The sequence below is a fragment of the Rhizobium sp. MHM7A genome (assembly GCF_005862215.1).
In the GTDB taxonomy this organism is placed as follows: Bacteria; Pseudomonadota; Alphaproteobacteria; order Rhizobiales; family Rhizobiaceae; genus Rhizobium; species Rhizobium bangladeshense.
Genome location: NZ_VCHT01000009.1, coordinates 169,829 through 196,539 on the forward strand (window position 1 = coordinate 169,829; position 26,711 = coordinate 196,539).

Annotated in this window: 23 protein-coding genes and 1 pseudogene; 12 read left to right on the top strand and 12 right to left on the bottom strand. The window is 61.7% G+C overall.

Going from position 1 to position 26,711, the window contains the following annotated elements; all coding sequences use genetic code 11:
* Positions 1-97: 97 nt before the first annotated feature.
* From murI to FFR93_RS26145, 4 genes are all read right to left on the bottom strand, one after another.
* Positions 98-898, bottom strand: coding sequence for a glutamate racemase (murI, locus tag FFR93_RS26130; protein ID WP_064705128.1), 801 nt, complete (start codon positions 896-898; stop codon positions 98-100).
* Positions 879-1,709: an RNA methyltransferase gene (locus tag FFR93_RS26135; protein WP_064705129.1), complete on the bottom strand. Its 831-nt coding sequence runs from the start codon at positions 1,707-1,709 to the stop codon at positions 879-881. The genes murI and FFR93_RS26135 overlap by 20 nt, the downstream gene beginning before the upstream one ends.
* Before the next feature lie 4 nt (positions 1,710-1,713).
* Positions 1,714-3,753 (bottom strand): FUSC family protein, encoded by a 2,040-nt coding sequence (locus tag FFR93_RS26140; RefSeq protein WP_138395295.1) that lies wholly within the window; start codon positions 3,751-3,753, stop codon positions 1,714-1,716.
* A gap of 94 nt (positions 3,754-3,847) precedes the next feature.
* On the bottom strand, positions 3,848-4,390 hold the full coding sequence (locus FFR93_RS26145; protein ID WP_138395296.1) for a hypothetical protein: 543 nt from the start codon (positions 4,388-4,390) through the stop codon (positions 3,848-3,850).
* 191 nt (positions 4,391-4,581) lie between these two features.
* Between FFR93_RS26145 and FFR93_RS26150 the strand changes: the two genes are divergently transcribed.
* From FFR93_RS26150 to FFR93_RS26160, 3 genes are all read left to right on the top strand, one after another.
* Positions 4,582-5,793 (top strand): NADP-dependent isocitrate dehydrogenase, encoded by a 1,212-nt coding sequence (locus FFR93_RS26150; RefSeq protein ID WP_064705132.1) that lies wholly within the window; start codon positions 4,582-4,584, stop codon positions 5,791-5,793.
* A 68-nt stretch (positions 5,794-5,861) separates the two neighbouring features.
* Positions 5,862-6,308, top strand: coding sequence for a GNAT family N-acetyltransferase (locus FFR93_RS26155; RefSeq protein WP_064705133.1), 447 nt, complete (start codon positions 5,862-5,864; stop codon positions 6,306-6,308).
* A gap of 80 nt (positions 6,309-6,388) precedes the next feature.
* Entirely contained in the window at positions 6,389-7,015 is a 627-nt protein-coding gene (locus FFR93_RS26160) for a glutathione S-transferase family protein (protein ID WP_138395297.1), read from the top strand.
* Between the two features lie 47 nt (positions 7,016-7,062).
* Here FFR93_RS26160 and FFR93_RS26165 read toward each other — a convergent pair.
* From FFR93_RS26165 to recA, 3 genes and pseudogenes are all read right to left on the bottom strand, one after another.
* A pseudogene (locus tag FFR93_RS26165) lies at positions 7,063-7,812 on the bottom strand (GyrI-like domain-containing protein).
* A gap of 104 nt (positions 7,813-7,916) precedes the next feature.
* The gene (gene alaS / locus FFR93_RS26170; RefSeq protein WP_138395298.1) at positions 7,917-10,571 is read right to left on the bottom strand and encodes an alanine--tRNA ligase; all 2,655 of its coding nucleotides are present in this window, start codon (positions 10,569-10,571) and stop codon (positions 7,917-7,919) included.
* Positions 10,572-10,726: 155 nt separating this feature from the next.
* Positions 10,727-11,815 carry a recombinase RecA gene (recA, locus tag FFR93_RS26175; RefSeq protein WP_011425583.1) on the bottom strand — a complete coding sequence of 363 codons (1,089 nt, stop codon included), beginning with the start codon at positions 11,813-11,815 and terminating at the stop codon, positions 10,727-10,729.
* 229 nt (positions 11,816-12,044) lie between these two features.
* Between recA and FFR93_RS26180 the strand changes: the two genes are divergently transcribed.
* Both FFR93_RS26180 and FFR93_RS26185 read left to right on the top strand, forming a co-directional pair.
* Complete coding sequence (locus tag FFR93_RS26180) at positions 12,045-12,989, top strand: carbohydrate kinase family protein (protein ID WP_138395299.1); 945 nt, start codon at positions 12,045-12,047, stop codon at positions 12,987-12,989.
* 88 nt (positions 12,990-13,077) lie between these two features.
* Positions 13,078-14,004, top strand: coding sequence for a pseudouridine-5'-phosphate glycosidase (locus FFR93_RS26185; RefSeq protein WP_138395300.1), 927 nt, complete (start codon positions 13,078-13,080; stop codon positions 14,002-14,004).
* 80 nt (positions 14,005-14,084) lie between these two features.
* On the opposite strand, the gene FFR93_RS26190 is transcribed toward FFR93_RS26185, so the two are convergent.
* Positions 14,085-16,688 carry a PAS domain-containing sensor histidine kinase gene (locus tag FFR93_RS26190; RefSeq protein ID WP_138395301.1) on the bottom strand — a complete coding sequence of 868 codons (2,604 nt, stop codon included), beginning with the start codon at positions 16,686-16,688 and terminating at the stop codon, positions 14,085-14,087.
* A gap of 294 nt (positions 16,689-16,982) precedes the next feature.
* Between FFR93_RS26190 and FFR93_RS26195 the strand changes: the two genes are divergently transcribed.
* Both FFR93_RS26195 and FFR93_RS26200 read left to right on the top strand, forming a co-directional pair.
* Positions 16,983-18,008 (top strand): flagellar biosynthetic protein FliO, encoded by a 1,026-nt coding sequence (locus tag FFR93_RS26195; RefSeq protein WP_171049261.1) that lies wholly within the window; start codon positions 16,983-16,985, stop codon positions 18,006-18,008.
* Between the two features lie 403 nt (positions 18,009-18,411).
* Complete coding sequence (locus FFR93_RS26200) at positions 18,412-19,047, top strand: DUF1062 domain-containing protein (protein ID WP_138395303.1); 636 nt, start codon at positions 18,412-18,414, stop codon at positions 19,045-19,047.
* A 90-nt stretch (positions 19,048-19,137) separates the two neighbouring features.
* Here FFR93_RS26200 and dksA read toward each other — a convergent pair whose 3' ends face one another.
* Positions 19,138-19,557 (bottom strand): RNA polymerase-binding protein DksA, encoded by a 420-nt coding sequence (dksA, locus tag FFR93_RS26205; protein WP_008525884.1) that lies wholly within the window; start codon positions 19,555-19,557, stop codon positions 19,138-19,140.
* A gap of 275 nt (positions 19,558-19,832) precedes the next feature.
* On the opposite strand from dksA, the gene FFR93_RS26210 reads away from it, so the two are divergent.
* The 4 genes from FFR93_RS26210 (at position 19,833) to FFR93_RS26225 (ending at position 23,817) form a co-directional block, all read left to right on the top strand.
* Positions 19,833-20,327 (top strand): histidine phosphatase family protein, encoded by a 495-nt coding sequence (locus FFR93_RS26210; RefSeq protein ID WP_064705141.1) that lies wholly within the window; start codon positions 19,833-19,835, stop codon positions 20,325-20,327.
* A 177-nt stretch (positions 20,328-20,504) separates the two neighbouring features.
* Positions 20,505-21,980, top strand: a complete 1,476-nt coding sequence (locus tag FFR93_RS26215) for a YcjX family protein (RefSeq protein ID WP_138395304.1) — start codon at positions 20,505-20,507, stop codon at positions 21,978-21,980.
* Complete coding sequence (locus tag FFR93_RS26220; protein WP_138395305.1) at positions 21,977-23,056, top strand: TIGR01620 family protein; 1,080 nt, start codon at positions 21,977-21,979, stop codon at positions 23,054-23,056. Before FFR93_RS26215 ends, FFR93_RS26220 begins: the two co-directional genes overlap by 4 nt.
* Positions 23,057-23,265: 209 nt before the next feature.
* A complete protein-coding gene (locus tag FFR93_RS26225) occupies positions 23,266-23,817 on the top strand; it encodes a hypothetical protein (RefSeq protein ID WP_064705144.1) in 552 nt (183 codons plus the stop codon).
* Between the two features lie 62 nt (positions 23,818-23,879).
* Here the strand turns inward: FFR93_RS26225 and folK are convergent, their stop codons facing one another.
* From folK to folP, 3 genes are read right to left on the bottom strand one after another with little or no spacing between them, the layout of a single operon-like run.
* A complete protein-coding gene (folK, locus tag FFR93_RS26230; protein ID WP_138395381.1) occupies positions 23,880-24,398 on the bottom strand; it encodes a 2-amino-4-hydroxy-6-hydroxymethyldihydropteridine diphosphokinase in 519 nt (172 codons plus the stop codon).
* Positions 24,391-24,756, bottom strand: coding sequence for a dihydroneopterin aldolase (gene folB, locus FFR93_RS26235; protein WP_138395306.1), 366 nt, complete (start codon positions 24,754-24,756; stop codon positions 24,391-24,393). The genes folK and folB overlap by 8 nt, the downstream gene beginning before the upstream one ends.
* On the bottom strand, positions 24,753-25,622 hold the full coding sequence (gene folP / locus FFR93_RS26240; RefSeq protein WP_138395307.1) for a dihydropteroate synthase: 870 nt from the start codon (positions 25,620-25,622) through the stop codon (positions 24,753-24,755). The genes folB and folP overlap by 4 nt, the downstream gene beginning before the upstream one ends.
* Positions 25,623-25,724: 102 nt before the next feature.
* On the opposite strand from folP, the gene FFR93_RS26245 reads away from it, so the two are divergent.
* Positions 25,725-26,351 carry a DUF922 domain-containing protein gene (locus tag FFR93_RS26245; RefSeq protein ID WP_138395308.1) on the top strand — a complete coding sequence of 209 codons (627 nt, stop codon included), beginning with the start codon at positions 25,725-25,727 and terminating at the stop codon, positions 26,349-26,351.
* Positions 26,352-26,711 lie beyond the last annotated feature (360 nt).

A 26,711-nucleotide genomic window follows, 5' to 3' on the forward strand; every position in this document is an offset into this window, starting at 1 on the left:
AATGAAGTGCCATTCTTCCGAAACGGCACCGCCCCGTCTATCAAAGAATGCGCAGTTTTTCAGGACTGGATTTCGCCAACCCACAGGACAATTCCGCTCATGCCCTCAAGCCGAATCCCTGCATCAGCCGCCGCGTGGCAAAATCAGGCTTGCCTGAGGTGAAGACTGAAAAGTCGAAATTATCCGGATGCACGGCATCGGCGATCAGCGGCACCAGCGTGCGGGCGCGCCGCGCGATTGCCTCGGCCGGATCGAGCCAGTCGACCGGCCAAGGCGCAAGACGGCGGAAGAGGTTGGCCATGAACGGGTAGTGCGTGCAGGCAAGCACCACGATATCGGTCTTGTGCCCCTCTTTCTCGACGAAACACTGGTCGATCTCGGCAAGCACGGCCTCGTCGGAGACCGCGTCGCCGCGAATATAGGCTTCGGCCATGCGCGCAAGGTTTTCCGAGCCGACAAGCCGCACATGGCATTGCTGCGCAAAGGACTGGATGAGGTCGCGCGTATAGGCGCGCTTGACCGTCCCCGGCGTCGCCAGCACCGAAACCAAGCCTGAGCGCGTCCGCTCCGCCGCCGGTTTGATCGCCGGCACTGTGCCGACGAAGGTCATTTGGGGAAAGGCCGCGCGCAGGTCGGCGCCGACAAGGGTGAAGGCGGTGTTGCAGGCGATGATGCAGACTTCTGGATCGTGCTCCTGAAGCAGCTTGCCGAAGAGCCCGATGATGCGCTCCTTCAGCGCCTGCTCCTCCCAGCCTCCATAGGGAAAGCCGGCATCGTCCGCGACATAGATGAAGCCGCGCTCCGGCATCAGCACACGCGCCTCGCGCAGCACGGTCAGCCCGCCTATACCTGAATCGAAGACGAGGACGGGCTTCAGCTCATTCGTCGGCGCTGTCATCGCTTGGCGCTTCCTTGCCGGATCTGGTGAAACCGCCTTTACGCGGACTGTTGCGCGAAAAGCGGTCGAGGGAGGAGATGACGCCGCGCAGCACGCTGATTTCCTGTTCCGTGAACGCCCGGCGGGAGAGAACAGCGCGAAGGTTGTCCACCATTTTCGGCTTTTTCGAGGGCGGATGGAAATAGTTGCGTGAATCGAGCGCTTCTTCCAGCTGGTCGAACAGGCCGAAGAGCTGCTCCTTTGTGGAAGGCCGCTGCTCGAGCGCTTGGAACGGCACGGCCTCCAGATCTTCCATGCCGGACTTCATCCATTCATAGGACATCAGAAGCACGGCTTGCGCAATATTCAGCGAGGCGAAGGCGGGATTGACCGGGAAGGTCACGATCTCGTCAGCCAGCGCCACTTCCTCATTGGTCAGACCCCAGCGCTCACGACCGAAGAGAATGCCCGTTGCCTCGCCTGCCCGAAACTTTGTGCGCAACGTTTGCGCGGCAAAGACCGGGGAGCGCACCGGCTTATAGTTGTCGCGGCTGCGCGCCGTCGTCGCATAGACGAAATTGAGGTCGGCGATCGCCTGCTCCAGGGTGTCGTAGACCTTCGTCGCCTCGATCACGTGATCGGCCTTGGAGGCGGTTGCCTGCGCCTTCTCGTTCGGCCAGCCGTCACGGGGATTGACGAGACGCAGCTCGGCGAGGCCGAAATTCGCCATGGCGCGCGCCACCATGCCGATATTCTCGCCCATCTGAGGCTCGACCAGAATAATGGCCGGCCCTTCGGCCAGAAGTTGACGCTCGCTGTTCGTGCCTGCCATGGTCTTATCCCTGTTTCGAGCGCGCAATAGCCTCGCTCGGCGCAAACGGCAAGGTGTCGGCCTGCGGATAAAGCCTTTCCAGTGCCGAACCGATCATCTCGAGCCCCACCCGGGCGCCCTCTCGTGAGAGTGGCAAGTGCCTTCCCGTCGTCCGCGATGCATTGCGTTTGACGAAGAAGCAAGTAGAGCCGCGCTGAGCCGCGTCATCGATCAACGCCAGATCCGCTGCGATCAAACTCTTCTGATCGCTGTTGGCAGGCGGTGCTTCGTAGCTCCTCGCCAGGACGCGCGCCCAATAGGTGCAGGAAAGAAAGATCGCCAACGCCTGGCGGATCCGGCCGGGCCGCGTCACCACCGACCAGGAGGAGCCAAGCGGGCGGGCCGCCACCGTCACATCGCGGTAGCAGGAATCGATCTTCTGCGACAATGCGATCAACTCGAAACCGCTCTTGCCCTCGCCGATTGCGCCAAGCAGTTCGCGCAGCGCCTGGAACCAACGGGCGAGCGCCATATCGAGCGCGCCGCGGGTGCGCGCCGGAAAAACGACGAAAGCAACCGCCGTTCCGGCCGCCGCGCCGATCATGGTCTCCCCGATGCGCAGTTTGAGCAGATCGAGCGTCAACACGCCGGTCATGCCGTAGACCAGACAGAGCACGATCGAAATGAAGAAGGTCATCGTCGCGTACGAAACCTGCAGGAAGTAGAAAGCGAGAAAGATGCATATGGCCACGACCGGGATAGCGATACCCGGCTCGCCCGAAATCAACGTCGCCAGTACGAGGCCCATGGCGATGCCGAACACCGTTCCGAGCGACCGCGACAAAGCTTTCATGGCTGTATCGCCGCGCGAATTGGTGTTGGTAAAAACAAGGAAAGAAGCAAGCACCGCCCAAAACCAGCGCTCGCGGGACAAGAGCAGACCGAAGCCCATGGCGATCGCCGATGCGAGCGTGATCTGCAGCGCTGAACGTAGCAGGGGATTGGCCAGGGAAAAATCGATCGGCTGAGCTTGAATTGTATCTTTGGCCGCATCAATGCCGGAGAAACCGGAGGCCCGTCCCTTGTTGATCGCCTCCGTCAGGTGTCGCCGCGTCTCCCCCAGCCATAGCAGCGCCCTTACGGTTTCGCCCTGCGGCTGATCCTTGTTGGCCTCGGTCGTTCCCTCATATCTCTTGAGTTCTGCCGCATCAGCCTCGATCACAGCGTGGACGACAGCAAAGGGCGGCGGGCTTTGGAAGCTCAGCACGATAGAGCTTTCGGCGGCAAGATGCGCATCGAAAAGCCGGATCGCCAGCTCCGCAGCTGGATCGGAAGCGCCATCGAAGACGCCCGCTGACGGGCGCGGGATGAATGTCTCGGCCATCAGCACCACTTCCTTCAGCCGGTCTTCCAGCTGGCGCAGTTCCTGCCGGTCGGCATCGCCGATGTCACCACTCCGGGCGAGGGCAGCGAGTTTGAAGAGGATCTGATTGATCCGCCCGCTGACACTTTCGAGCGAGCGCAGCAGATCGCGGCGCCAATCATCAGGTAGAAACACCGTCCTTACCACATGGCCGACAAGAACGGAGACGACCGGTCCGATCATCACCTCAGGCAGTTCGGCAAGCGTCGGCTGGAAATAGGCCCCCATGAAGTAGGAGGTGAAGGCGAACATGCCGATCGCAAAGCCGCGCGGCCCGAACACGCGGCCCGCCGATGCGAGCAGGATGATGACGAGAAAAACGAGGTCGGAGAGAACGCGCTGATCCTCCAGCCCTGCTGCAATGCCGACGACAATAAGGCTTGCGGCACAGCCGAACAGCCGCGTCACCAGCTGGCGCGCATTGCCCTTGTCGCGTACCGCCACTCCACCTTCGATCGACAGCACGATGCCGAGGCCGAAGGCCGCCGTCGGCAGCGGCAGGATGAAGGCGCTTATCGCAAGCAGGATCAGGAATACGAGGACGATCGTCAGCGTCACTCGCGAGGCCATGCGCAGGCGCGAAAGCGCTGGATCATTGGCAAGCAGCCAGTCGCGGAACTGAAAACGGGAAAACAAGTGCATGAGCCCCTCATGCCATGAAGTATCGATAGATACAGTCGCGGGAGCGGAAATCAAACGGCTGACGAGCATCCTCCCGAATCTCGATATCGCGCGCCTACTGGCCCCTGGCGATCAGCACCATAATTTCCTTGAGCGAGGTCGGCCCCAATCCCCCTTCCCCATGAACCATGATGTCGTCGATGACGGATTTGCCGTTTTCCTCAATGACCTCGAAACGCACAGTCGTGAAGTCATCCTTGTTGGGTGCGCCTTCCATGCAGGTCGCCGCCTTGAATTTCACCGTCACCTCTGTCGCGTTGTTTGCTGGCTGGCCGCTTTCGATGGAAAGGTCCTGCAGCGGACAGGCATCCTGGCCGTTGACGATCACGTCATAGTCGAAGGGTGAAATGCCATCTTCGTCGGCCGCCGGGTTCTGGGCGGCGGCCTTGTATTTGTCGCCGAAGTCCTTGCTGTAGAGCCGGGCGAGCATGCTTTCTTCGAAAATATCGATCCAGTCATTGACGTCGCTCGCCCAGTTCTTCTGCGTGTCCTCCATGATTTCCTTGACCGGCTCAGCCGCATCGGCCGCAAGCGAAAGCCGAGGTTCGACGGACACGGCGGCAACGAGGCCGGCGACCAGAACGGCGATCTTCTTCATGGCAAATGTCCGGGTCTCGGGCGGGCTTATGGCGCGGAGATTAGCCATTTTCCAGCACTTGGCAATGGCGGCAAAAACGTCACATGCCTGGCCGTTGCAGCTTTGCGTTCCCGGCTCACAATGCTATAGCGCTCCGGATTACATCACCCAGCCGGGACAACGTTCCCTTCCAAGCTTAACGAGGCAGATACATGAAGAAGATCAAGGTCGCCAATCCCGTCGCCGATCTCGACGGCGATGAAATGACGCGCATCATCTGGCAGCTCATCAAGGACAAGCTGATCCATCCGTATCTCGACCTCGACATCGACTATTACGACCTCTCGGTCGAGAACCGCGACGCCACCAACGACCAGGTCACAGTCGACGCGGCGAACGCCATCAAGAAGTACGGTGTCGGCATCAAGTGCGCGACGATCACGCCGGATGAAGCCCGCGTCAAGGAATTCAACCTCAAGGAAATGTGGAAGAGCCCGAACGGCACGATCCGCAACATCCTCGGCGGCGTCATCTTCCGCGAGCCGATCATCTGCCGCAACGTGCCGCGCCTGGTTCCCGGCTGGACGCAACCGATCGTCGTCGGCCGTCACGCTTTCGGCGACCAGTACCGCGCCACCGACTTCAAGTTCCCCGGCAAGGGTAAGCTGACGATCAAGTTCGTCGGCGAAGACGGCACCGTCATCGAGAAGGAAGTCTTCAACGCGCCGGGCGCCGGCGTTGCCATGGCCATGTACAATCTCGATGAATCGATCCGCGAATTCGCCCGCGCCTCGATGATGTATGGCCTGATGCGCAAGTGGCCGGTTTACCTGTCGACCAAGAACACCATCCTCAAGGCCTATGACGGCCGCTTCAAGGACATCTTCGAGGAAGTCTACGAAACGGAATTCAAGGATCAGTTCAAGGAAGTCGGCATCACCTATGAACACCGCCTGATCGACGACATGGTCGCCTCGGCCCTGAAGTGGTCTGGCGGCTACGTCTGGGCTTGCAAGAATTACGACGGCGACGTCCAGTCTGATACCGTCGCCCAGGGATTCGGCTCACTCGGCCTGATGACTTCGGTTCTGCTGACGCCCGATGGCAAGACGGTCGAAGCCGAAGCCGCTCACGGCACGGTCACCCGCCACTACCGTCAGCACCAGAAGGGTCAGGAAACCTCGACGAATTCGATCGCTTCGATCTTCGCCTGGACCCGCGGCCTCGCCCACCGCGCCAAGCTCGATGACAATGCCGAGCTGGCCAAGTTCGCTTCCACGTTGGAAAAGGTCTGCGTCGACACCGTCGAAGCTGGATTTATGACCAAGGACCTGGCGCTGCTCATTGGCCCGGATCAGCCGTGGCTCTCCACCACCGCCTTCCTCGACAAGATCGATCAGAACCTGCAGAAGGCCATGGCGTAAGCTGGCCTTTTTGGAATAGCGTTGAAACGGCGGGGATCTCCCGCCGTTTTTTATTGGGAGAGCTGAAAATGACGGCAAGTGTACGCCCGCTCCAACCTTCCGACCGTGCCGCCTGGGAACCCTTATGGGCTGCCTACCAACGTTTCTACGAAGTCGTCATCCCGCCTGAAACGACGGATCTTACCTGGGCCCGCTTTCACGATCCCGACGAGCCGATGCACGCGCTCGGCGCCTTCGACGATGACGGTCGCCTGGTGGGCATTGTCCATGCCATCTTTCACCGCTCCTGCTGGCTGCCGCAATGGACCTGCTATCTGCAGGATCTCTATGTCAAGGACAGCCAGCGCGGGCTCGGCACCGGCGCGGCACTGATCGATGCAGTCGCCGACCTCGCGCGCGCGAACGGTGCAGGCAGGCTCTACTGGATGACGCATGAAACGAATGCAGCGGCCCGGCAGCTCTATGACAGGGTCGCCGAGCGCTCGGGTTTCATCCAATACCGCAAGGCGCTTTAGCCCCTTGCACAAAGGTCTCGCCGCACTATTGATTCCGGGCGACGGCAATGGAAAAGCCAAGGGAACACGAGGAGGACGTCATGACCGAAGAGCTGGTATTCTATACGAACCCGATGTCGCGCGGCCGTATCGCGCGCTGGATGCTGGAGGAAATCGGCCAGCCCTATCGCACGGAACTGCTGACTTTCGGTGAAACCATGAAGGCGCCGGAATATCTCCGCGTCAATCCGATGGGCAAAGTGCCGGCAATCCGCCACGGCGACACCGTCGTTACCGAATGCGCAGCGATCTGTGCCTATCTGGCAGAGACTTTCCCGGAAAGGGGCCTTGCGCCGCGGCCGGAAGAACGCGCCCGCTACTATCGCTGGATGTTCTTTGCCGCCGGCCCCCTCGAATCGGCGGTGACGATGAAGGCGCTCGGCTTCGAAATTCCGACAGAACGCCTGCGCATGGCCGGCTGCGGCGGTTTCGGCGACGTCATGAATACACTTGAGATGGCCGTCTCCCAATCGACCTACGTCACCGGCGAGCGCTTTACCGCCGCCGATGTCTATGTCGGTGCTCATATCGGATGGGGCCTCGGCTTCGGCAGCATCGAGAAGCGCCAAGCCTTCATCGATTATTTCGGACGCATCAGCGAGCGCGAGGCCTACAAACGGGCGAACGCTCTGGACGACGAGGCCGGCAAAACGATGCAGGCTGCCTGACTCTCATCCCGGCGCGGCGTCCAGAATGCCGCGCCGGGATGCAGCCGTCAGGCAAGCGGCACGTGAATATCCGTCATCAGTTCTGTCGGCGGCACGTCGCGCGGGTTGTTGAGATATTCCTCGAACATGACGCTGTCCTTCAGCTGCCGTCCCGATTTCGGCAACCATTCGGAATAAAGCCACTGATAGGCCATGTACATGCCCGCATAAGGACCCTTGTGGCGCAGGACGGCATAGTCGCCGCCCTCGATCGTGCGTCGCTCGAGCGGCGCTTCAGTGGACAACCCACGGGTGCTGGTGACGCAGGCGATGGAGCGTAGTTTCGCGGCCGGCACGGTGTCGGGATCGTCGAGATAGACGCCGATCATCCGCATATACGGCTTGGCAAAGCCGCGGGCGTAAAGTGTGCCGAACAATGTATCGAAGGCTTTGCCGATCTGCATGTAGGAACCGGTATGGGCGACGCCGATCAGTCGGTCGGCTCGATCTGCCGCAAGGTAACGTCTAACATGGCTGTGGTCTTTCCGTTAGGTGAGGGTCGGAACGTTATTTGGCTTCCCTCGTTCCGGTAGCGCGCCGGCGGCATGCCGTAGACCGATTTTGAAGATGCGGTTGAAGGATTGGAGATTGGGATAGCCGGATCGCTTCGCAATCTCGCTGACAGCAAGCTCGGTGCTGACAATCTCGCCCGCCGCGCGATGCAGCCTGAGCCGCTTGACGGTGGCCGCCAGCGTCTCGCCATAGATCGCCCGCTGTCCATGTCGAAGCCCTATTGCAAATCGATCGACTGCAGACAATCATATCTCGATTTGACAAAGCTTGCGGAACTTGCAGCGGAAGCCGAAAACAAAAAAGGCGGAAGCCAAGGCCCCGCCTTTCGAATATTCCGCTGTGTGATCGATCAGCCGGCCAGCGCCAGAGCCACGGCCTCGATGGCGTCATCAGCCTTCGAGCCGTCCGGGCCACCGGCTTGGGCCATGTCGGGGCGGCCACCGCCGCCCTTGCCGCCGAGAGCGGCCGAGGCGATGCGAACGAGATCGACGGCGCTGTAGCGCTGAACGAGATCCGGCGTCACCGCAACGACTGCGCTCGCCTTGCCGTCGTCGGACACGCCGACAAGGGCGACGACGCCGGAGCCGATGCTGGTCTTGCCGTCGTCGGCAAGGCCCTTCAGATCCTTCGGGTCGACGCCCGATATCGCCTTGCCGAGGAACTTGACGCCCGCGACTTCGCGCACGGCATCAGCCGAGCCGCCCTGCCCGCCGCCCATGGCGAGCTTGCGCTTGGCATCGGCCAGTTCCTTCTCGAGCTTGCGGCGCTCATCGATCAGCGCCTCGACGCGCGACAGGACTTCCGCCGGCTGGACCTTGAGCGACGCCGCGAGCGTCTTCACGCGCTCGTCCTGCTCGGCAAGATATTCACGCGCCGTTTCACCGGTCACCGCTTCGATACGGCGAACGCCAGCGCCAACTGCGCTTTCCCCGAGGATACGGACGAGGCCGATCTGACCGGTCGCCGACACATGCGTGCCGCCGCAGAGCTCGACCGAGTAAGGCTTGTCGGTCTTCGCGCCATGCAGACCCGTGCCCATCGAAACGACGCGCACCTCATCGCCGTATTTCTCGCCGAAGAGCGCCATCGCGCCTTCTGCGATCGCATCGTCGACGCTCATCAGGCGGGTGGTGACGGGGGCATTCTGCAGAACGATCTCGTTTGCCATGTCCTCGACGACCTTAAGTTCCTCGGCCGACATAGGTTTGGGATGCGATACGTCGAAACGCAGGCGCTCGGGCGCAACCAGCGAACCCTTCTGGGCAACGTGCGTGCCGAGCACTTCGCGCAGCGCCTCGTGCAGCAGGTGGGTTGCCGAATGGTTGGCGCGCAGGCGCGAACGACGGGCATGGTCGACCGTCAGAACAACAGCATCCCCGGTCTTGAATGCACCTTCGACGACGGCTCCGGAATGCACGAAGAGGCCCTCGCCCTTCTTCTGCGTGTCTGAGATCTCGATCCTGCCGTGGTCGGACGAAATGACGCCGGTATCACCCATCTGACCGCCGGATTCCCCGTAGAACGGCGTCTGGTTGACGACAATTTGCACTTTGTCGCCGGCTTTGACTTCTTCCGTAACGGCGCCATCCCTGACGATCGCCTGCACCACGCCTTCAGCGGCTTCGGTGTCGTAACCGAGGAACTCGGTTGCACCATGCTTTTCGCGAAGCTCGAACCAGACGGTTTCGGTTGCCTTCTCGCCGGAGCCGGCCCAGTGCGAGCGGGCCTCCGCCTTCTGGCGCTCCATGGCATCGGTGAAGCCGGAGATGTCGACGCCGATCTCGCGAGCGCGCAGGGCGTCTTGCGTCAGGTCGAGCGGGAAGCCGTAGGTATCGTAAAGCTTGAAGGCCGTCTCGCCATCCAGCATGTCGCCCTTGCCGAGATCTGTGGTCGCATCCGAGAGCAGCGACAGGCCACGCTCCAGCGTCTTGCGGAAGCGGCCTTCTTCGAGCTTCAGCGTCTCCGAGATCAGCGCCTCGGCGCGCACGAGTTCAGGATAGGCGCGGCCCATCTCCTGCACGAGCGCCGGCAGCAACTTGTACATCAGCGGCTCCTTGGCGCCGAGAAGCTGTGCATGCCGCATGGCGCGACGCATGATACGGCGCAGCACATAGCCGCGGCCTTCGTTCGACGGCAGAACGCCGTCGGCGATCAGGAAGGCCGAGGAGCGCAGGTGGTCGGCGATGACGCGGTGGCTGGCGCTGCCTTCCGCCTTGACGCCTATCGTATCCTCGATGGTGCCGGTCAGCGTGCGGAGAAGATCGGTCTCGAAGACGCTTTGAACGCCTTGGAGGATGCAGGCCATGCGCTCCAGACCCATACCGGTGTCGATCGAAGGACGCGGCAGCGGATTGCGAACCCCAGGCTCGGTCTGCTCGAACTGCATGAAAACTAGGTTCCAGAATTCCAGGAACCGGTCGCCGTCTTCCTCAGGCGAACCGGGAGGGCCGCCCCAGACATTCTCGCCCTGGTCGATGAAGATTTCCGAGCACGGGCCGCAGGGGCCGGTATCGCCCATCTGCCAGAAATTGTCGGAGGTCGGGATGCGGATGATCTTGTCGTCGGAGAAGCCGGCGATTTTCTTCCACAGCGCCGCTGCTTCCTCGTCTTCGGAATAGACGGTCACCAGCAGCCGATGCTTCGGCAGATCGAAGCCTTCAGTCACCAGCTTCCATGCAAGCTCGATCGCATTCTCCTTGAAATAGTCGCCGAAGGAAAAATTACCGAGCATTTCGAAGAAGGTCAGGTGACGGGCGGTATAACCGACATTATCGAGGTCATTATGTTTGCCGCCGGCGCGCACGCACTTCTGCGAGGTTGTCGCAGTCGCATAAGGACGTTTTTCAAGGCCGGTGAAGACATTTTTGAACTGCACCATGCCGGCATTGGTGAACATCAACGTCGGGTCGTTGCGCGGCACGAGCGGGCTCGACGGAACGATCTCGTGGCCGTTCTTCTTGAAATAGTCGAGGAAGGTCGACCGGATATCGTTCACGCCGCTCATTCTATGCCCTTCAATGCTGCCCGAGGCCGGTAAATACAAATTCATCGGCTTTTAACGTTCGCCTCCGCCACTGTCCAGCCGACAAACAAAACCGGCCGCATTCTGATGAGGGAATGCGGCCGGCTGAGATATCCGATCAAGATCAGGCGCGAAAATTACATTTCCGCGGCGGCATCGCCGTCATCGGCGTCCGGCCCGCCATTCTGCAGGAATCGGTCGGCGATCAGGCCGGCATTCTGGCGCAGCGCCAGCTCGATTTCGCGGGCGAGATCCGGATTGTCGCGCAGGAAGGTCTTGGCGTTTTCGCGGCCCTGACCTAGACGCTGGCTGTTATAGGAGAACCAGGCGCCCGACTTCTCGACGATACCAGCCTTGACGCCGAGATCGACGAGCTCGCCTGTCTTCGATACGCCTTCGCCATACATGATGTCGAACTCGACCTGCTTGAAGGGCGGCGCCATCTTATTCTTGACAACTTTGACGCGGGTCTGGTTGCCGACCACTTCCTCGCGCTCCTTGACCGAGCCGATGCGGCGAATGTCGAGGCGCACGGAGGCATAGAATTTGAGCGCATTGCCACCGGTCGTCGTTTCCGGCGAACCGAACATGACGCCGATCTTCATGCGGATCTGGTTGATGAATATCACCATGCAGTTCGACTTGGAGATCGAAGCAGTCAGTTTGCGCAGCGCCTGGCTCATCAGTCGGGCCTGCATGCCCGGCAGGCTGTCGCCCATCTCGCCTTCGATTTCGGCGCGCGGCGTCAGCGCGGCGACCGAGTCGACGACGAGAACGTCGACGGCGCCGGAGCGCACCAGCGTGTCGGTGATTTCCAGCGCCTGCTCGCCGGTGTCTGGCTGCGAGATCAGGAGGTTCTGCAGATCGACGCCAAGCTTGCGGGCATAGACAGGGTCGAGCGCGTGTTCGGCATCGACGAAGGCGCAGATGCCGCCCTTCTTCTGCGATTCCGCAATGGTCTGCAGCGCAAGCGTTGTTTTGCCCGAGCTTTCCGGTCCATAGATTTCAATGATACGGCCCTTCGGCAGACCGCCAATGCCGAGTGCAATATCGAGGCCAAGCGAGCCCGTCGAAACAGTTTCGATCTCGACAACGTTCTCGTTGGAACCGAGTTTCATGATCGAGCCCTTGCCGAACGACCGCTCTATCTGTGAGAGTGCCGCTTCAAGCGCCTTGCTTTTGTCCACCGATTTGTCCTCTACCAGCCGCAATGAATTCTGAGACATCCGATCCACCTTTAGGTTATTGAAGCCGCTCAAGCAATGTCGAGTTTGTACCCTATTTGTTCCATTCCCGCAATGGGCGAACAAACATTTGAAAGAAAAAGGTAAAATGGTCCGTGTTCTACATTTGTTTTATCGATGCAAAGCAACGGCTTAGGCCAAATGCGCGGGCTTTTTCGCAGCCAGGCGGAACGCATCGATTCGCCCTCCGCGCATTATCATAGCGGGTAAGCTGATGAAAAAGATTCTCGTTCTCGGTGGTGCCCATATCGACCGGCGCGGCCGCATCTCCGGCGAAACGGCGCCAGGTGCCAGCAATCCCGGCACCTGGTTCGAGGAGCCGGGCGGCGGCGGTTTTAACGCGGCGCGCAACCTTGCAAGACTGGGTTTTCACGTGACAATGATCTCGCCGCGCGGCGGCGATCCCTTCGGCGAAATGGTCGGCGAAGCTGCCGATTTCGCCGGCATCGACGACCGGCCCTTCGTCTTCCTCGACCGCAAGACGCCGAGCTATACCGCGATCATCGAGAAGACCGGCGACCTCGTGATCGCCCTTGCCGACATGGATCTCTACCGCTTCTTCGTGCCGCGGCGCCTTTCCATCCGCTGGGTGCGAGAGGCCTTCGCCGCTCATGATTGCATTCTCGTCGATGCCAATCTGCCGGAAGAGACAATCACGGCGATCGTCGCGAAGGCACACTCCCTGGACAAACCAGTTGGGGCCATTGCCATCTCGCCGGCGAAAGTCGTCAGGCTGAAGCCGTCCATCAAGGATATCGACTACCTATTCCTCAATGAAGCCGAGGCCGCCGTCCTCGTCGGGCAACAGCCGCAGGATGCGGCCGGCTGGGCTCCGCTGCTGAAGGCGATGGGTATCAGGAGCGCTGTCGTCACCCGAGGCCAGCGCGAGCTCGTAGCGATTCGTGAAGGCTGCGTCGCCACGCTGCAGCCGCCGGTCGCCGACGCCGTCGCCGATGTCACCGGCGCAGGCGATTCGCTTGCCGCCGGCACGCTTGCCGCCCTGATAACAGGCCTACCGCTCGAGGAAGCCGTCCGCTATGGCGCAGCAGCGGCAGCGCTCACCGTTCAGTCGCGGCACGCCGTCAACGAAAATCTGACCGCGGATGGCCTGAATGAAGCGCTTGCCCTTGTTCCCGTGGCGAGAATTCTGCATTGAAGCGCCTAACTAAGGAGTTGAGCATGATGTCCTCCGAACACCGCCGGCATTTTTCGGCATCACGCTCTATCGACGACAGGACAAGACCATGACCAAGCCCATTTCCCCTCTTCTGCCGATCGCCTATTCGAAGGAGGTCGCCAGCGCCAAGCAGCGCGGCGCGCCCCTGGTGGCGCTGGAATCGACGATCATCACCCATGGCATGCCCTATCCCGGCAACATCGAAATGGCGCGCAGCGTCGAGACAATTATTCGCGATCAGGGCGCGGTGCCGGCGACGATCGCCGTCATCCACGGCACGCTGCATATCGGCCTTGAAGCTGCGGAACTCGAGCAACTTGCCAAGGCGAAAGAGGTGATGAAGGTGTCGCGCGCCGATCTCGCCTTCGCGATCTCCGAACGCCGCACCGGCGCCACCACGGTCGCGGCGACGATGATCGCGGCCGCCCGCGCCGGCATTCGCGTCTTTGCCACAGGCGGCATCGGCGGCGTGCACCGCGGCGCCGAGGAAAGCTTCGATATATCAGCCGATCTCGAGGAACTTGCGCGCACCCGCGTTATCGTGGTCTCCGCCGGAGCCAAGGCAATCCTCGACATTCCGAAGACGCTTGAAGTGCTGGAGACCCGCGGCGTGCCCGTGGTTACCTATGAGAGTGAAGAATTCCCCGCCTTCTGGTCGCGTTCATCAGGCATCCGCAGCCCGCTGTCGCTGAACAGTCCGGCGGCCATCGCCAATTTCCAGACGGTGCGCGAACAGCTCGGCATCGACGGCGGCATGCTCGTCGCCAACCCCGTGCCCGAGGCCGACGAGATCGCGCGCGAGGAGATGGAGATCTATATCGAACGGGCGCTCGACAGCGCCGAGCGCGACGAAATCACCGGCAAGGCGGTGACGCCCTATCTCTTGAGCACGATCTTTGACCTGACGGACGGCCAGAGCCTGAAGACGAATATTGCGCTGGTGGAGAACAATGCGCGGCTTGCGGCGGAGATTGCCGTGGCTCTTGGTGAGTGATTTTTGACGGGCGGGCTGGTCTTACAGCTTGGCAATCTCCGGAGAGGGTGTGCCACACGGCAGCCCTCACAATCACCCGATCAGCTATCCAGCGTCTCTTTGACCACAACAGCGAGCTGCTTCAGCGAGAAAGGCTTCGGCAGGAAACCGAATTTCGCATCCGGCGGCAGATTGCGGGCGAAGGCATCTTCGGCATAGCCGGAGACGAAGATGAACTTCAGGTCGGGGTAGCTCTTGCGCAATTCGCGCAGCAGCGTCGGGCCGTCCATTTCGGGCATGACGACGTCGGAAACGACGATGTCGACCTTGCCCTCGAGTTCTTCCATAATGCTCAGCGCCTCGACGCCCGAGCCCGCCTCGTGCACAGTGTACCCCCGTGTTTCCAGCATGCGCTTGCCGCCGCGGCGCACCGCCTCCTCGTCTTCGACGAGAAGGACGACGGCCGAGCCGGTCAGGTCCTCCGGCTGCTGCGCGGGGGGCGCCTCGGGCGCGGTGGCGACTTCATTGATCGCATTGTCGATCGATCCCGCCTCGGCCGCGACCGCCGGCTCGGGAATGTAGCGTGGCAGGAACACGCGGAAGGTCGTGCCTTTGCCGACTTCGGATTCCGGCTGGATGTAGCCGCCTGATTGCTTGACGATGCCATACACCATGGCGAGGCCAAGCCCGGTGCCCTTACCGACATCCTTGGTGGTGAAGAATGGTTCGAAGATCTTGTCCATGATCTCGGGCGCGATGCCTGTACCGGTATCGGCCACCTCGACCAGCACCATGTCCTCGGCCGGCATGTATGAATAGTTGAAGGCGGAGACGTCGGCTGCGGTCAGGTTGCGGGTGCGCAGCGTCAGAGTGCCGCCATCGGGCATGGCGTCGCGCGCATTGACGCAGAGATTGATCAGCACCTGCTCGAACTGCGAAAGGTCGGTTTTGACGGGCCAGAGATCGCGGCCATATTGCACGTCGAGCTTGACGTTGGTGCCCGAGAGCAGCCGGTCCACCAGCATGCGCAGGTCGCCGATGACATCGGTCAGGTTCAGCACCGAGGGCCGCATCGTCTGTTTGCGTGAGAAGGCGAGCAGCTGGCGCACCAGCACCGCGGCGCGGTTGGCGTTGCGCTTGATCTCCATGAGATCGGCGAAGCTCGCATCGGAAGGACGCGCCTGCAGCAGCAGATGATCGGAAGAAAGCAGGATCGCCGTCAGCACGTTATTGAAATCATGCGCGATGCCGCCGGCGAGCGTTCCTACAGCGTTCATCTTCTGCGTCTGCGCCATCTGCGCTTCCAGCGCCTTCTGTTCGGTCACCTCGACGGCATAGACGATCGCCGCCTCTTCCGGCGCCTCGTCGCTCTGGTCGATGACGGCGTTGACATAAAAGCGGAAATAGCGCGCCTCGTCGGTTGGCGTGCGGGTGTCGAGTGGCGAAATGTCACTCTGCCGGTCCTTGGCGGCCGCCAGCGCCGCGGCCAGTTGCGGCCGATCGCTCTCCTGAACTATCGTTTCGAGATACGGCGCCTTTTCCAGGTCATCGCGCGAGACGATGCCGGAAAACAGCTTCAGGAACGGCGCGTTGGTGCGCAGGATGCGTCCGTCGCCGTCGACCGAGGCGATCGCCATCGGGGTATTGTTGAAGAAGCGCGTGAAGCGCATGGCGGCAGCCGAAGCGGATTGACCGCTCTCGCTGCTCTTCCCGCGCGCCAGCACGATCGTCCGGCTTTCACCGGGCGCGCCGTCGCGCATCGAGGTGACGCTGTGAATGATCTGCACTGGCAGGCTCTGGCCATTGGTCTTGCGCAGGTCGAGATCCAAAGTCACGGTCTTCTTAAGGCCTGGCTCGGCCTGTACCGACTGGATCAGCGCCAGCCCCTCGCCCGCCACCAGATCGCCGATCGACATCGAGCCCGGCAGGAACTTGGTCAGGTCGAGCCCCAGCCACTCCGCAAGCGTAGCGTTCAAGTAGAAGATCTCGCCCTTCCTGCCGGCGGAGAAGAAGCCGGCCGGTGCGTGGTCGAGATAGTCGATCGCATTCTGCAGCTCCTTGAAGAAGCGCTCCTGATCGTCGCGTTCGGCGGTGATGTCGGTGATCTGCCAGATCTGCAGTGGTTTGCCGCCATCATCCTCCGGCTGCAGCAGCCGCACCTTCAGCCGGTACCAATGTGCGCCCGAGCTGTTGCTGCCAGGCCCGATGGCGCGCAGCAGGCGGAATTCCTCCCGGCCTTCCTTGCCCTCGCGCAGACCATTGACCAGCCGGTAGAGCGCCTCGTTGGATTCGCGGTGCCGCGACAGCAGTGTTTCCAAAGTCTGCACTTCTGTTGCCTTTCGCGCGCCGGTGAGCGCACCGTAGGCGGCGTTGGCATAGACGATCCGGCCCTTTTCGTCCGTGATCAGCGTGCCGTCCGGGTGACTGTTGAGGAAAGCGCGCGCGAGGCTGTCGGACTGGCGCTGCGGCATCACTTCGATGAAGCCGATGACGGAGGATACCAGGAAGAAAATGCCGACCATGGCAAGCACGCCAAGACCGCCGAGCACCATCTCGTTATCGAGCGTTCGCTTGAAGACGATAAAAGCGCCGGCGGCTGCGATCAGCACGAGAGCAAGGAGAAGAATACGCAAAACCGTGCCAGAACGCCCCCCACGATCCACAAGTGGTGCGTTATAGTCGTCGGCCTGACGCGGTTTCGTCATGTATTCCTCGCATAAGCCCCTCCCCCCTCGTAGCACAAACAAGAACCGGGAATCAGGCGCTCTTTTCTTCTTAGCAATTTGCCACGTCGGCAAAAACACCGGGCGCCGGCAAGACCGCTTGAATTCACAGGCAAGAGCGCCATCTGCGCCCTGATGCCCGCGTAGGAAGCCCGTAGCTGCAATTCGGCATGACACGAGATCGCCTTCGCGCATCGCTGGACAGAACCGGCGGCCCTTGCCTAAGAAACGGAAAAGTCGTCAATATGTGCCGAATGTGAAATGGAGTGAGTGACTATGTTCGATGATCTTGTCGCAGACTATGGCAGCAATTTCCTGCTTGCGGCCGGTGGCGTCGGCCTGGCGCTCCTCCTGCTCATTCTCGCACTTTGGCTGATCCGAGGCCGCGCTCCGTCGCCCTTCGTACGCGGCGGCCGCAACCGTCAGCCCCGCCTGCAGGTCCTGGATGCGGCCGCCGTCGATGCCCGCCGCCGGCTGGTGCTGGTGCGCCGAGACGATGTCGAGCATCTCATCATGATCGGCGGCCCGACCGATATCGTCATCGAAAGCCGCATTCTGGCGGAGACGGCCGAACAGCCGGAAAGCGTCTATCGCCCGGAGCCGGCCGCGGAGCGGCCGATAACAGTCCCGCGGCCGGAAACACCACCTGTTTCCGCGGCCCGTGCGCCGACCACACCCCGCGCCGAGCCGGCAGCCGAGCCCTCCTTCGCAGCGCCCGCCGCTCCGGAGCAGCGTTCGCGGCCCGAGCCTTCGGCCCCACCTATCGTGCCGCCACCGGTGGCCACCAGCCCGCTTCCACCAGAACCCGTGACGGCACCTCCATCGGCCGAACGCGATCATTCTCCCCGCCCTGTGCCGCCCCAATCCCGCGCTGGGGAACGTCACCCCGCTCCCGCCGCCGCGCAACCGGCGCCATTTCGCGATACCGCGAGCGCCGCCGAGATTCTGGATGCCGCCCGCCAGCGCGTGCTGCCGCAGCAGCGCATCGAGCCCGAGGTCTCCGTCTCGGACATGCCGGCGCCGCGCGCGGTACCGGCCACGGCCGAGGACGATGCGGCTGCGCACTCGGCAGCGGCGATTCGCCATGATTTCCAGCGGGTATTGGAACAGGAAATGGCTAACAATCTGACAGCCGAGCGCCTCGTGCCGGTCCCGTCAAACCAGGCCCGCCAGGCCGCACCGCAGCCAGCCACCCTCCCGCGCCGCGATCCAGAACTTGCCCCCATCACCGGCGCCGATACCGAACTGCAAAAAGAAGTTGCCCGCATCTTCGGTGAAATGAGCGTCAATCGCGACAAGTAGGAAAACGCTCATATCCGGTTGCTGCACTTCGGCCCTCATCGCAAAGTTGCATAAAAGTCGCAGTGCTGCGGCTTTCAGGTGGCGCCCCCCTTGAGGGCTCCCTAACTCGCCAAGCATTTGCTATCGATCAGGTCGAAGAGCATCGGCGCATTCGAGGTAGACTTTGCCTAAGTAAATACCGGTCTCACTCCAGTTTCACCCGTATTGCTGCAAGCGACACGCTGGCGGCATGCGAGCATGTTCATCGGGTGGTGGCGAGAGACCGGTCTGGCATTGTTAACATGTGCCATGTGCAGCTCCGCTGTCTCAGCTCTTCAGCCGCCCACAACATCGCCATACCGCGCCCGCAAGGGTCTTCTCATGCACCATCTTGGTGGACTTCCGAACGGAAGACCAAGACGATATGTGCAAGACACTCCGGGTCCGATGGACCATCACTCCCAGGACGGCGCCGCAGCCATGGATTGCGTGCAGCGGATGCGGAAGTCTCAGAGCTTTCAGATCCAGCGGCAAGATCCGGCTCAATGCCAGCGGTCGCAAGCTCGACGCCTGGCTTATCTACAAATGCCTGATCTGCGAAAGGACATGGAACCGGCCGATCTTCGAGCGCCGGAACATCCGTGACATCGATCCAATGATTCTTGGCGCGCTGCAGTCCAACGATCCGGACTGGATTCGGTCGGAAACATTCAACCTTGATGCGCTGCGACGCAAGTCACAGCGCGTGGATGAGTTCGCCGAAGTCGACATCGCCAAGGAGATACGGCACGAGACCACAGGCTGGACGAGCCTCGAGATCGAACTGATGGCCCCGTTTCCCACGAATATACGCCTGGATCGGTTGCTGGCCGGCGAGTTGAAGATATCTCGCTCCCGCCTGCTGGCTCTTCACGATCAGGGCGTCTGTCGAACGGAACCCGACCGGGCAGACATCATGCGGCGGCGCATCAGGAATGGCACCCTCGTCATGATCGATCTCGCCATGGAGGCCGAGCGGGAGCCCTACTGGAAAGCGTTGGCGACAGGCGCACCCCTATAACCTCCCTCAAAACGCCGGGGCAGATGCTCAACAAAGAAGCGCCGCGAACAAATCGCGGCGCTAATATGGCTCATGCCTGCATGGGAATTGTCATTCGTCGCGGTAGACCTTTTCGCGACGCTCGTGGCGCTCCTGCGCCTCGATCGACAGCGTCGCAATCGGACGGGCGTCGAGACGCTTGAGACCGATTGGTTCGCCGGTTTCTTCACAATAGCCGTAGGTGCCGTCTTCGATGCGCTGCAGCGCCGCGTCGATCTTGGAAATCAGCTTTCTCTGCCGGTCGCGGGCGCGAAGTTCGATCGCCCTGTCGGTTTCCGACGACGCCCTGTCGGCGAGATCGGGATGGTTTGCGCTTTCCTCAGCCAGATGGTCGAGTGTTTCGCGCGCTTCTCTAAGGATATCGTTTTTCCAGGCGACCAGCTTCGCCCTGAAGTAGGCACGCTGGTTTACGTTCATGAACTCTTCCTCTTCCGAGGGAACGTAATTGCTAAGATCGATCTTCTCACTCAACGCGATTCTCCTGAAGAACATCTCATCTGGCGGGGTGTATATCCCAAGCGCTAGCCGCGATTCAAGCCAAATACGACAGCTAAACAGATTTTTAAATCTGTTACAATTTTCGGCTAACGGGCTATTTTCTCATGATTATTCGAGCTCGCAATTTTTGCTTCGCCTTCAAAACGCCGTGTTGTCAGCCAGGTTTTCGGCGGGCGCGGCATGGCTGGCGGTTGACGGCGGATGATCGCAACCGCTACTGAAAAGGCCCGCCGATCCTGGATTTGCCCATGACCGTACCGCTGCCTCCCCCCAATCGAATCTTTCTCCTGCGTCATGCCGAGGCCGCCTGGGCCGAACCCGGACAGCGCGATTTCGACCGGCCGCTCAACGAAAAAGGGTATGGCGATGCAGAAATCATCGCCGACAAGGCCGCTGATAAGGGCTACCGTCCCGATCTTCTGATCAGCTCGACGGCGCTACGGTGCCGCGACACCGCCGATGCCGTCCATCGGGCGATGGGTGTGACGCTGGACGTGCGTTACGTCGACGCGCTCTACAATGCTACGGTCGATACCTATCTCGAAATCGTCGATGCGCAGGATGAGGCCGCCGTCATGCTGGTCGGCCACAACCCGACCATCGAGCAGGCGCTTGAGGCGCTGATCGGCCACCAGGCTATAGTCAACGCACTTCCCGCCGGCTTCCCGACGGCAGGCCTCGCCGTTCTCGATTTCGACGCCTCCGTGACCGCTTGGCGCCTTGTCGATTTTCTCGTCGCCTGAAGTCTCCAGGGCAATTCCAGCAAAACTGTGCAGCGATTTTGCGTCCGGAATTGCGTTAAAACAAGAAGATAGGGGATTTTCGAAATCCGAAGAAAAATGGAAATGCTCTGAATCCGCTTCTTTTTCGGGCGGCCCGGTCTTCCTATATTCCTGGCAATCATCAACCGGAATTGCGCCTTGCCGCCACGCCTGACATCCCTCGCCGACGACGCCCGCATCGCGTTTGATAATCTCGCCGACAGGGCAAGCGGCCTCGTCAATCCAACCGTGCGGCTCGGCGTCACCGGCCTCTCTCGTTCCGGCAAGACGGTCTTCATCTCCTCGCTTGTTCACAATCTCCTGCATGGCGGTCGGCTGCCGCTGTTCGAGCCGGTGCAGTCGGGGCGCGTTTCCGCCGTGCGGCTGGAGCCGCAGCCTGACGATGCCGTGCCCCGCTTTCAATATGAGGATCATATCCGGGCGCTGGTGAAGGACCGCGTCTGGCCGGATTCGACCCGGGCCATTTCCGAACTGCGCATCACGCTCGATTATCAGAGCGCCAGCGGCTGGAACCGCCTGTTCTCACCCGGCCGGCTTTCGATCGATATCGTCGATTATCCCGGCGAATGGCTGCTCGACCTGCCGCTGCTCGGCAAGGACTATCGCGCCTTCAGCGAGGAGACGATCGCGCTTGCGCAAATCGGCGTTCGCTCCGAACTGTCGCGGCAATGGCTGGCGCTGACACGTGCCGCCGATATCAATGCCGGCGCCGACGAGATGGTGGCCCGCGAGCTTGCCACCGCCTTTGCCGATTATCTCAAGGCCTGCAAGGCCGACGATCGCTCGCTCTCCACCTTGCCACCGGGGCGCCTGCTTCTGCCCGGCGATCTCGACGGCTCGCCCGCGCTGACCTTCGCGCCACTCGTCCTGCCGCCGGGCGCGCGTCCCGATCGCGGCTCGCTCTGGCCGATGATGGAGCGACGCTATGAGGCCTATAAATCCGTCGTCGTCAAACCCTTCTTCCGCGAGCACTTCGCCCGGCTCGACCGCCAGATCGTGCTCGTCGACGCGCTGCAGGCAATGAACCGCGGCCCCGAAGCCGTCCAGGATCTGGAACGCGCGCTGACCGATGTGCTTGCCTGCTTCCGCCCCGGCACCAACTCGCTGCTCTCCTCGCTGCTGGGGCGCCGCATCGATCGCGTGCTGGTCGCCGCCACCAAAGCCGACCATCTTCATCATGAGAGCCATGATCGGCTCGATGCGCTGACCCGCCGCCTCGTCGATCGCGCCATCGCCCGCATCGGCATGGCGGGAGCCGGCATCGATGTGATGGCGCTCGCTTCCGTGCGCGCCACGCGCGAGGCTTCGGTCAAACGCAACGGCCATGACCTGCCTGTCATCGTCGGCACGCCGATGGAGGGCGAAACCATCGCAGGCGAGCGATTCGACGGCCAGAGAAAGACTGCAATTTTCCCCGGAGACCTGCCGCAGGATCCGGAAAGCCTGTTCGATCGAATCCCCTCAGGCGAGACCGCCGACACCCTCCCCGACGTTAACGTCGTCAGATTCCGCCCGCCGCATCTGGAGGAGACCGGCGGCGGCATCAAGCTGTCAGTACCCCATATCCGCCTCGACCGCGCCATGCAGTTCCTGTTCGGAGACCGTCTCGCATGAGCAAGCCCCCTTCCGATTTGCCGCGCCGCCCGCCCGCCGCCTTCGCCTATGAGGATGAGGCTGCCGAGCCGCGCGACAACGGCGGGCAACAGCAAGGCCGGCGCAAACCGGAAAGCTTCGCGGACGACATCGTTCTGACGCCCGACGAGGAGGATCCCTTCATCAATCCCGATCGGGATCTGAGCGCAGTGCCGGTGGCAACGCCGCGCAAGCGGCGCACCTCCTTCGGCAAGATCGCCCTTGGCGCCTTTGGCATCCTGCTGTCGCTCGGGCTCGGCCTCTGGACCGACCGGCTGATTCGCGATCTCTTCACCCGCGCCGACTGGCTAGGTTATGCAGCTCTTGGCGTGCTCGCCATCGGTATCCTCGCTGTACTTGCCCTCGTCATCCGCGAGACCGCGGGGATGATGCGCCTTGCCGCTGTCCAGGAAATCAAGGCCGAAGCAGAGGCGGCGATCCTGGAGACACGGCCGGCGAAGGCGCGTGCCGTCGTTGCGCGACTCACCACGCTTCTTGCGGCCAATCCCGAGACAGCGAAAGGCCGCGCGACGCTGACGGCGACCGAGGGCGAGGTCATCGATCCCCCGCATCTGATCGCCCTGGCCGAGCGCGAGCTGCTCGCCCCGCTCGACCGCAAAGCGCGGGCCCTCATCGTCAACGCCTCCAAGCGCGTCTCGATCGTCACCGCCGTTAGCCCGCGCGCGATCGTCGATCTGCTTTATGTGCTCTACGAGTCCGTACGCCTCATCCGCGCCATGGCCGAGCTCTACGGAGGCCGCCCCGGCACGCTGGGCATGTTCCGCCTGCTGCGTGACGTGTTGGCCCATCTCGCTGTCACTGGCTCGATCGCAGTCGGCGATAGTCTCGTCCAGCAGGTGCTCGGCCATGGGCTGGCATCGAAGCTGTCGGCCCGACTCGGCGAAGGCGTTATCAACGGCCTGATGACTGCTCGCATCGGAATCGCGGCGATGGATCTGTGTCGCCCGCTTGCCTTTCGTGCGGTGAGGCGACCGGGAATCGGCGATTTTATCGGGGATCTCACGCCGTCAATGTCGCCGCGCGGCAACAATCCTTAACTGACGAGACCATCCCTCAGCTTACGCCCTCCCGTAGTTGAAGTTGGCGAAACCGAGCAGGTTCAACAGCATAGTTGCCAGATCTTAAAATCCGCGCGGCGGGAGAGAAACGCAATCCCTCGCATTTCGGCACAATCGAAAGGAAGGATTAACCATTCTTCGGCAAAACTTGGCAGCAGTTCGTGAGTGGTGTTTGCCAAGGAAAATCCATGTATTCGCGCCAGTTTCTCTTCGTATGCGGCCTCGCCGCCGCGGCATTGTCGCCCGTCGCAGACGTCGCTCCGGCAGCCACTGCCGCAACCCGCGACAAGGCCTTCTTCGAATCCGTCACCGGTTCCTGGAAAGGGCCCGGCGAGATCGTCGCCGGCAAGTACAAGGGCACGAAATTCACCTGCAACCTGACCGGTGAACCGACCGGCGACAGCACTGCCGGCATCAAGCTCGACGGCACCTGCCGCGTCGGCGTCTTCAAGCAGCCGATGACCGCCGTCATCTCGCAGTCGGGCTCGACCTACAAGGGCAAGTTCCTCGACGGCGCCGCCGGCAAGGGGCTTGACGTTGTCTCCGGCGCGGTCACCGAGGATACTGTCGTGGTCGGCATCAACCGCGCCAAGCTGAACGGCGCGATGATCGCTCGCGTCCGTGATGACAAGACGATGAATGTCACCGTATCGGTCAAGGTCGAAAGCCAGATGATACCGGTTATCGGCCTGACATTGACCCGTCAGGTCGATGAAATGGCCGTCGGCTCGATCCAGTAGACGGACTGCATGAGGGGTTTTCCTGAAGCGGCGGGTTTACCGCCGTTTCACGTTTTAGAGCCTCAGGCGCTCCGCCACCACTCGCCGCTGACATCAGCGACCTCGATGCCGGTCACGTCAGCCTCGAGGAGCCAGTCGCTGACCGGCCGGCCCCTGACAACGAGCCCAGGGGCGATATCGGCAAGCGGCATCAGGACGAAACCGCGATCGGTCATACGCGGATGCGGCAACTCCAGCCGCGGCGCCTGCTGGGCGACGTCGCCATAGGTCAGCACGTCGATATCGAGCGTGCGCGGCCCCCAACGCTCGATACGCTCGCGTTTCATCTCCCGCTCGATCGAAAGGCAGACATCGAGCAACGCCTCCGCAGCTAGCCGGGTTTCGATGGCAGCGCAGGCATTGAAGAAGAATGATTGGTCGGTTTTGCCCCAGGGCGGCGTGCGATAGAGCCGCGACACGGCGGTGACACGACAGTCGTCGCGCCCATCCAGCCTCTGCAGCGCCGCGGCCATCGCTGTTACCGGATCGCCGATATTGCCGCCGAGACCGAGTGTGGCGGATTGCGATGCAGCCTCAGGCAAAGTGTTCAACACTCACCTGCACGAAATCGAGCACGCCGGGCACTGGCGCGTTCGGCTTGCGCACCGTGATCTTCGCCCGCCGCACCTGTGGAAATTTCTGACAGAGCCCCTTGGCGATATCGAGCGCCAGAGCTTCGATGAGATAGCGTCGCTTGCCGGTGACGATTTCTTCGATCACTGTGAAGGCGATGCCGTAATTGACGGTGTCGTCGATCGAATCGCTTTCAAGCGCCTTGCCCGCGACGACATCGAGCTCGGCATCGACGAAGAAGCGCTGGCCGAGGAATTCCTCTTCGTCATGCACGCCGTGGCGCGCGAAGAAGGCGCAGTTCTGCAGCGTGATCGTGTAGGTGGTCATGTCGGCCGCTTCCTCTCGAATTCCTGGCGCGTATTGAGCATAGCATCGGCGATATCAAGCGCATCCCTGTTGATTGCGACATTGTGCACCCGGAAAACCGCAGCCCCTTGAAGCCTGAGCAGCACGCTGGTCGCGGCCGTCGCCGCGTCCCTCTCCGCCGCCTCGCGCCCCGTCACGGCGCCGAGGAAGCGTTTGCGTGACGTGCCGGCAAGCAACGGCAGGCCGAACCGCAAAAGTTCGGAAAACCGCGCCATCAGCTCCATGTTCTCCTCCGCAGTCTCCTTGGCGAAACCGAAGCCCGGATCGAGCACGATCCGGTCGCTGTTGACGCCGGCTGCGGCGGCGATCGCAAGCGATCGCTCGAGGAAATGCACCTGGTCAGCGATTACATCGGCAAGTTTGACCCTGTCGCGGCCGGTATGCATGATGCAGAGCCCCGCCCCTGTGGCCGCGGCCAAATCCGCAACACCTGCATCTTTCTGCAGTCCGGAGACGTCGTTGACAATATGGGCGCCGGCGCCGACTGCAAGCCGCGCCGTCTCGGCACGATAGGTGTCGATCGAGATCAGCGCCTCGGTTCGACCGCGTAGCGCCTCGATGACGGGCAACACCCGCGCCTGCTCTTCCGAAGGGCTGACCGGCGCCGCGCCCGGACGGGTCGATTCACCGCCGATGTCAACGATCGCGGCACCGTCGCTGACCGCCTGCAGCGCGTGTTCAACGGCGGCATCGACGGTATCAAAACGTCCGCCGTCGGAGAAGGAGTCCGGCGTCACGTTGATGATCGCCATGATCGCCGAGCGACGGCCGAGTTCGATTTCCCGGCCATGGCCCACACGCCATAAACTGCCTTCGAGCCCTGTCACCAGACTTATCCTATTGATGACGAAAAAAGCCGTCATCCGATATTGCGCTTGCGGTGGCTATGCCCCAAGCTCCTGTCGATTTCAACATGGGTTGCGTTGAGAATGCCGCTTGCAATGCGTTATATGTGCCTTCCTGTCGCCTTTTCCATTGCTCTTGCTCTCGGCAGTCCGGCGGCAGCGGAAGTGATCGCATCGAAAAGCTATTCCTATTTCGATATCCGCGGCAAAACCGCGGATGAGCTCGACCGCGAACTCAGCCGGCGCGGCCCGACGGCGAGCGGCTCGTCGTCGCGCCATCCAGGCGCCACCAAGATACGCTTCGGCGGCGAGGCTACTTATATCCAGGATAATGGCCGATGCCGCGTCGGCAACGTCAAGGTTACGGTCCACACCCAAATCATCCTGCCGCGCTGGAAGAGCCGCAGGGGTGCCAGCAAGGAGCTGTCGATGATATGGGACGCACTTTCGAGCGACATCAAGCGCCACGAGGAGCGTCATGCCGAGATCGCCAGAGATCAGGCCCGCGCCATGGAGCGCGCCATCCGCGCATTGCCGCAGCAGCGCAGCTGCGAGGCCATGCAGGAGCTCGTCTCAAACGAATCAGCTCGCGGTATAGAGGAGCACGATCGGCTGCAGGCGCGATTCGACCGGGTGGAGGCGGTCAACTTCCAGAAGCGCATGTTGCGGCTGTTGAAAAATCGAATCAACGGTCGAGTCGGCGCAAACTAAGGCTTTTTAAGGCCGGTGACGAGCAGAAAAACTTAGCTGCGCAACGAAACTTGTGCGAAACTTACCCCATTCCCAACGTGTTAATGGTCATTTTTCATCCTGGCAGACTCAACCGGAACGCGTTAATATGAACACATTCGAAAGTTCAGGTACGGCATCTGGACTTTCCTCGCTGGGTTCTCCTGGCGCGTTCCGAAGCCGCGGATGTTCCTCCCTCATCCGTTGGTAATGCGCCCGCCTCGCCTCGCTCGCACCAGCGCGCGAGGCGTCTTTTTTGTGGTGAGTGATGTCGAATATTCGCACTCTGAGCGCCGTGCGTCCTTTCGACGCGCAAAGGACGCTCTGACAATCAGGATCTGC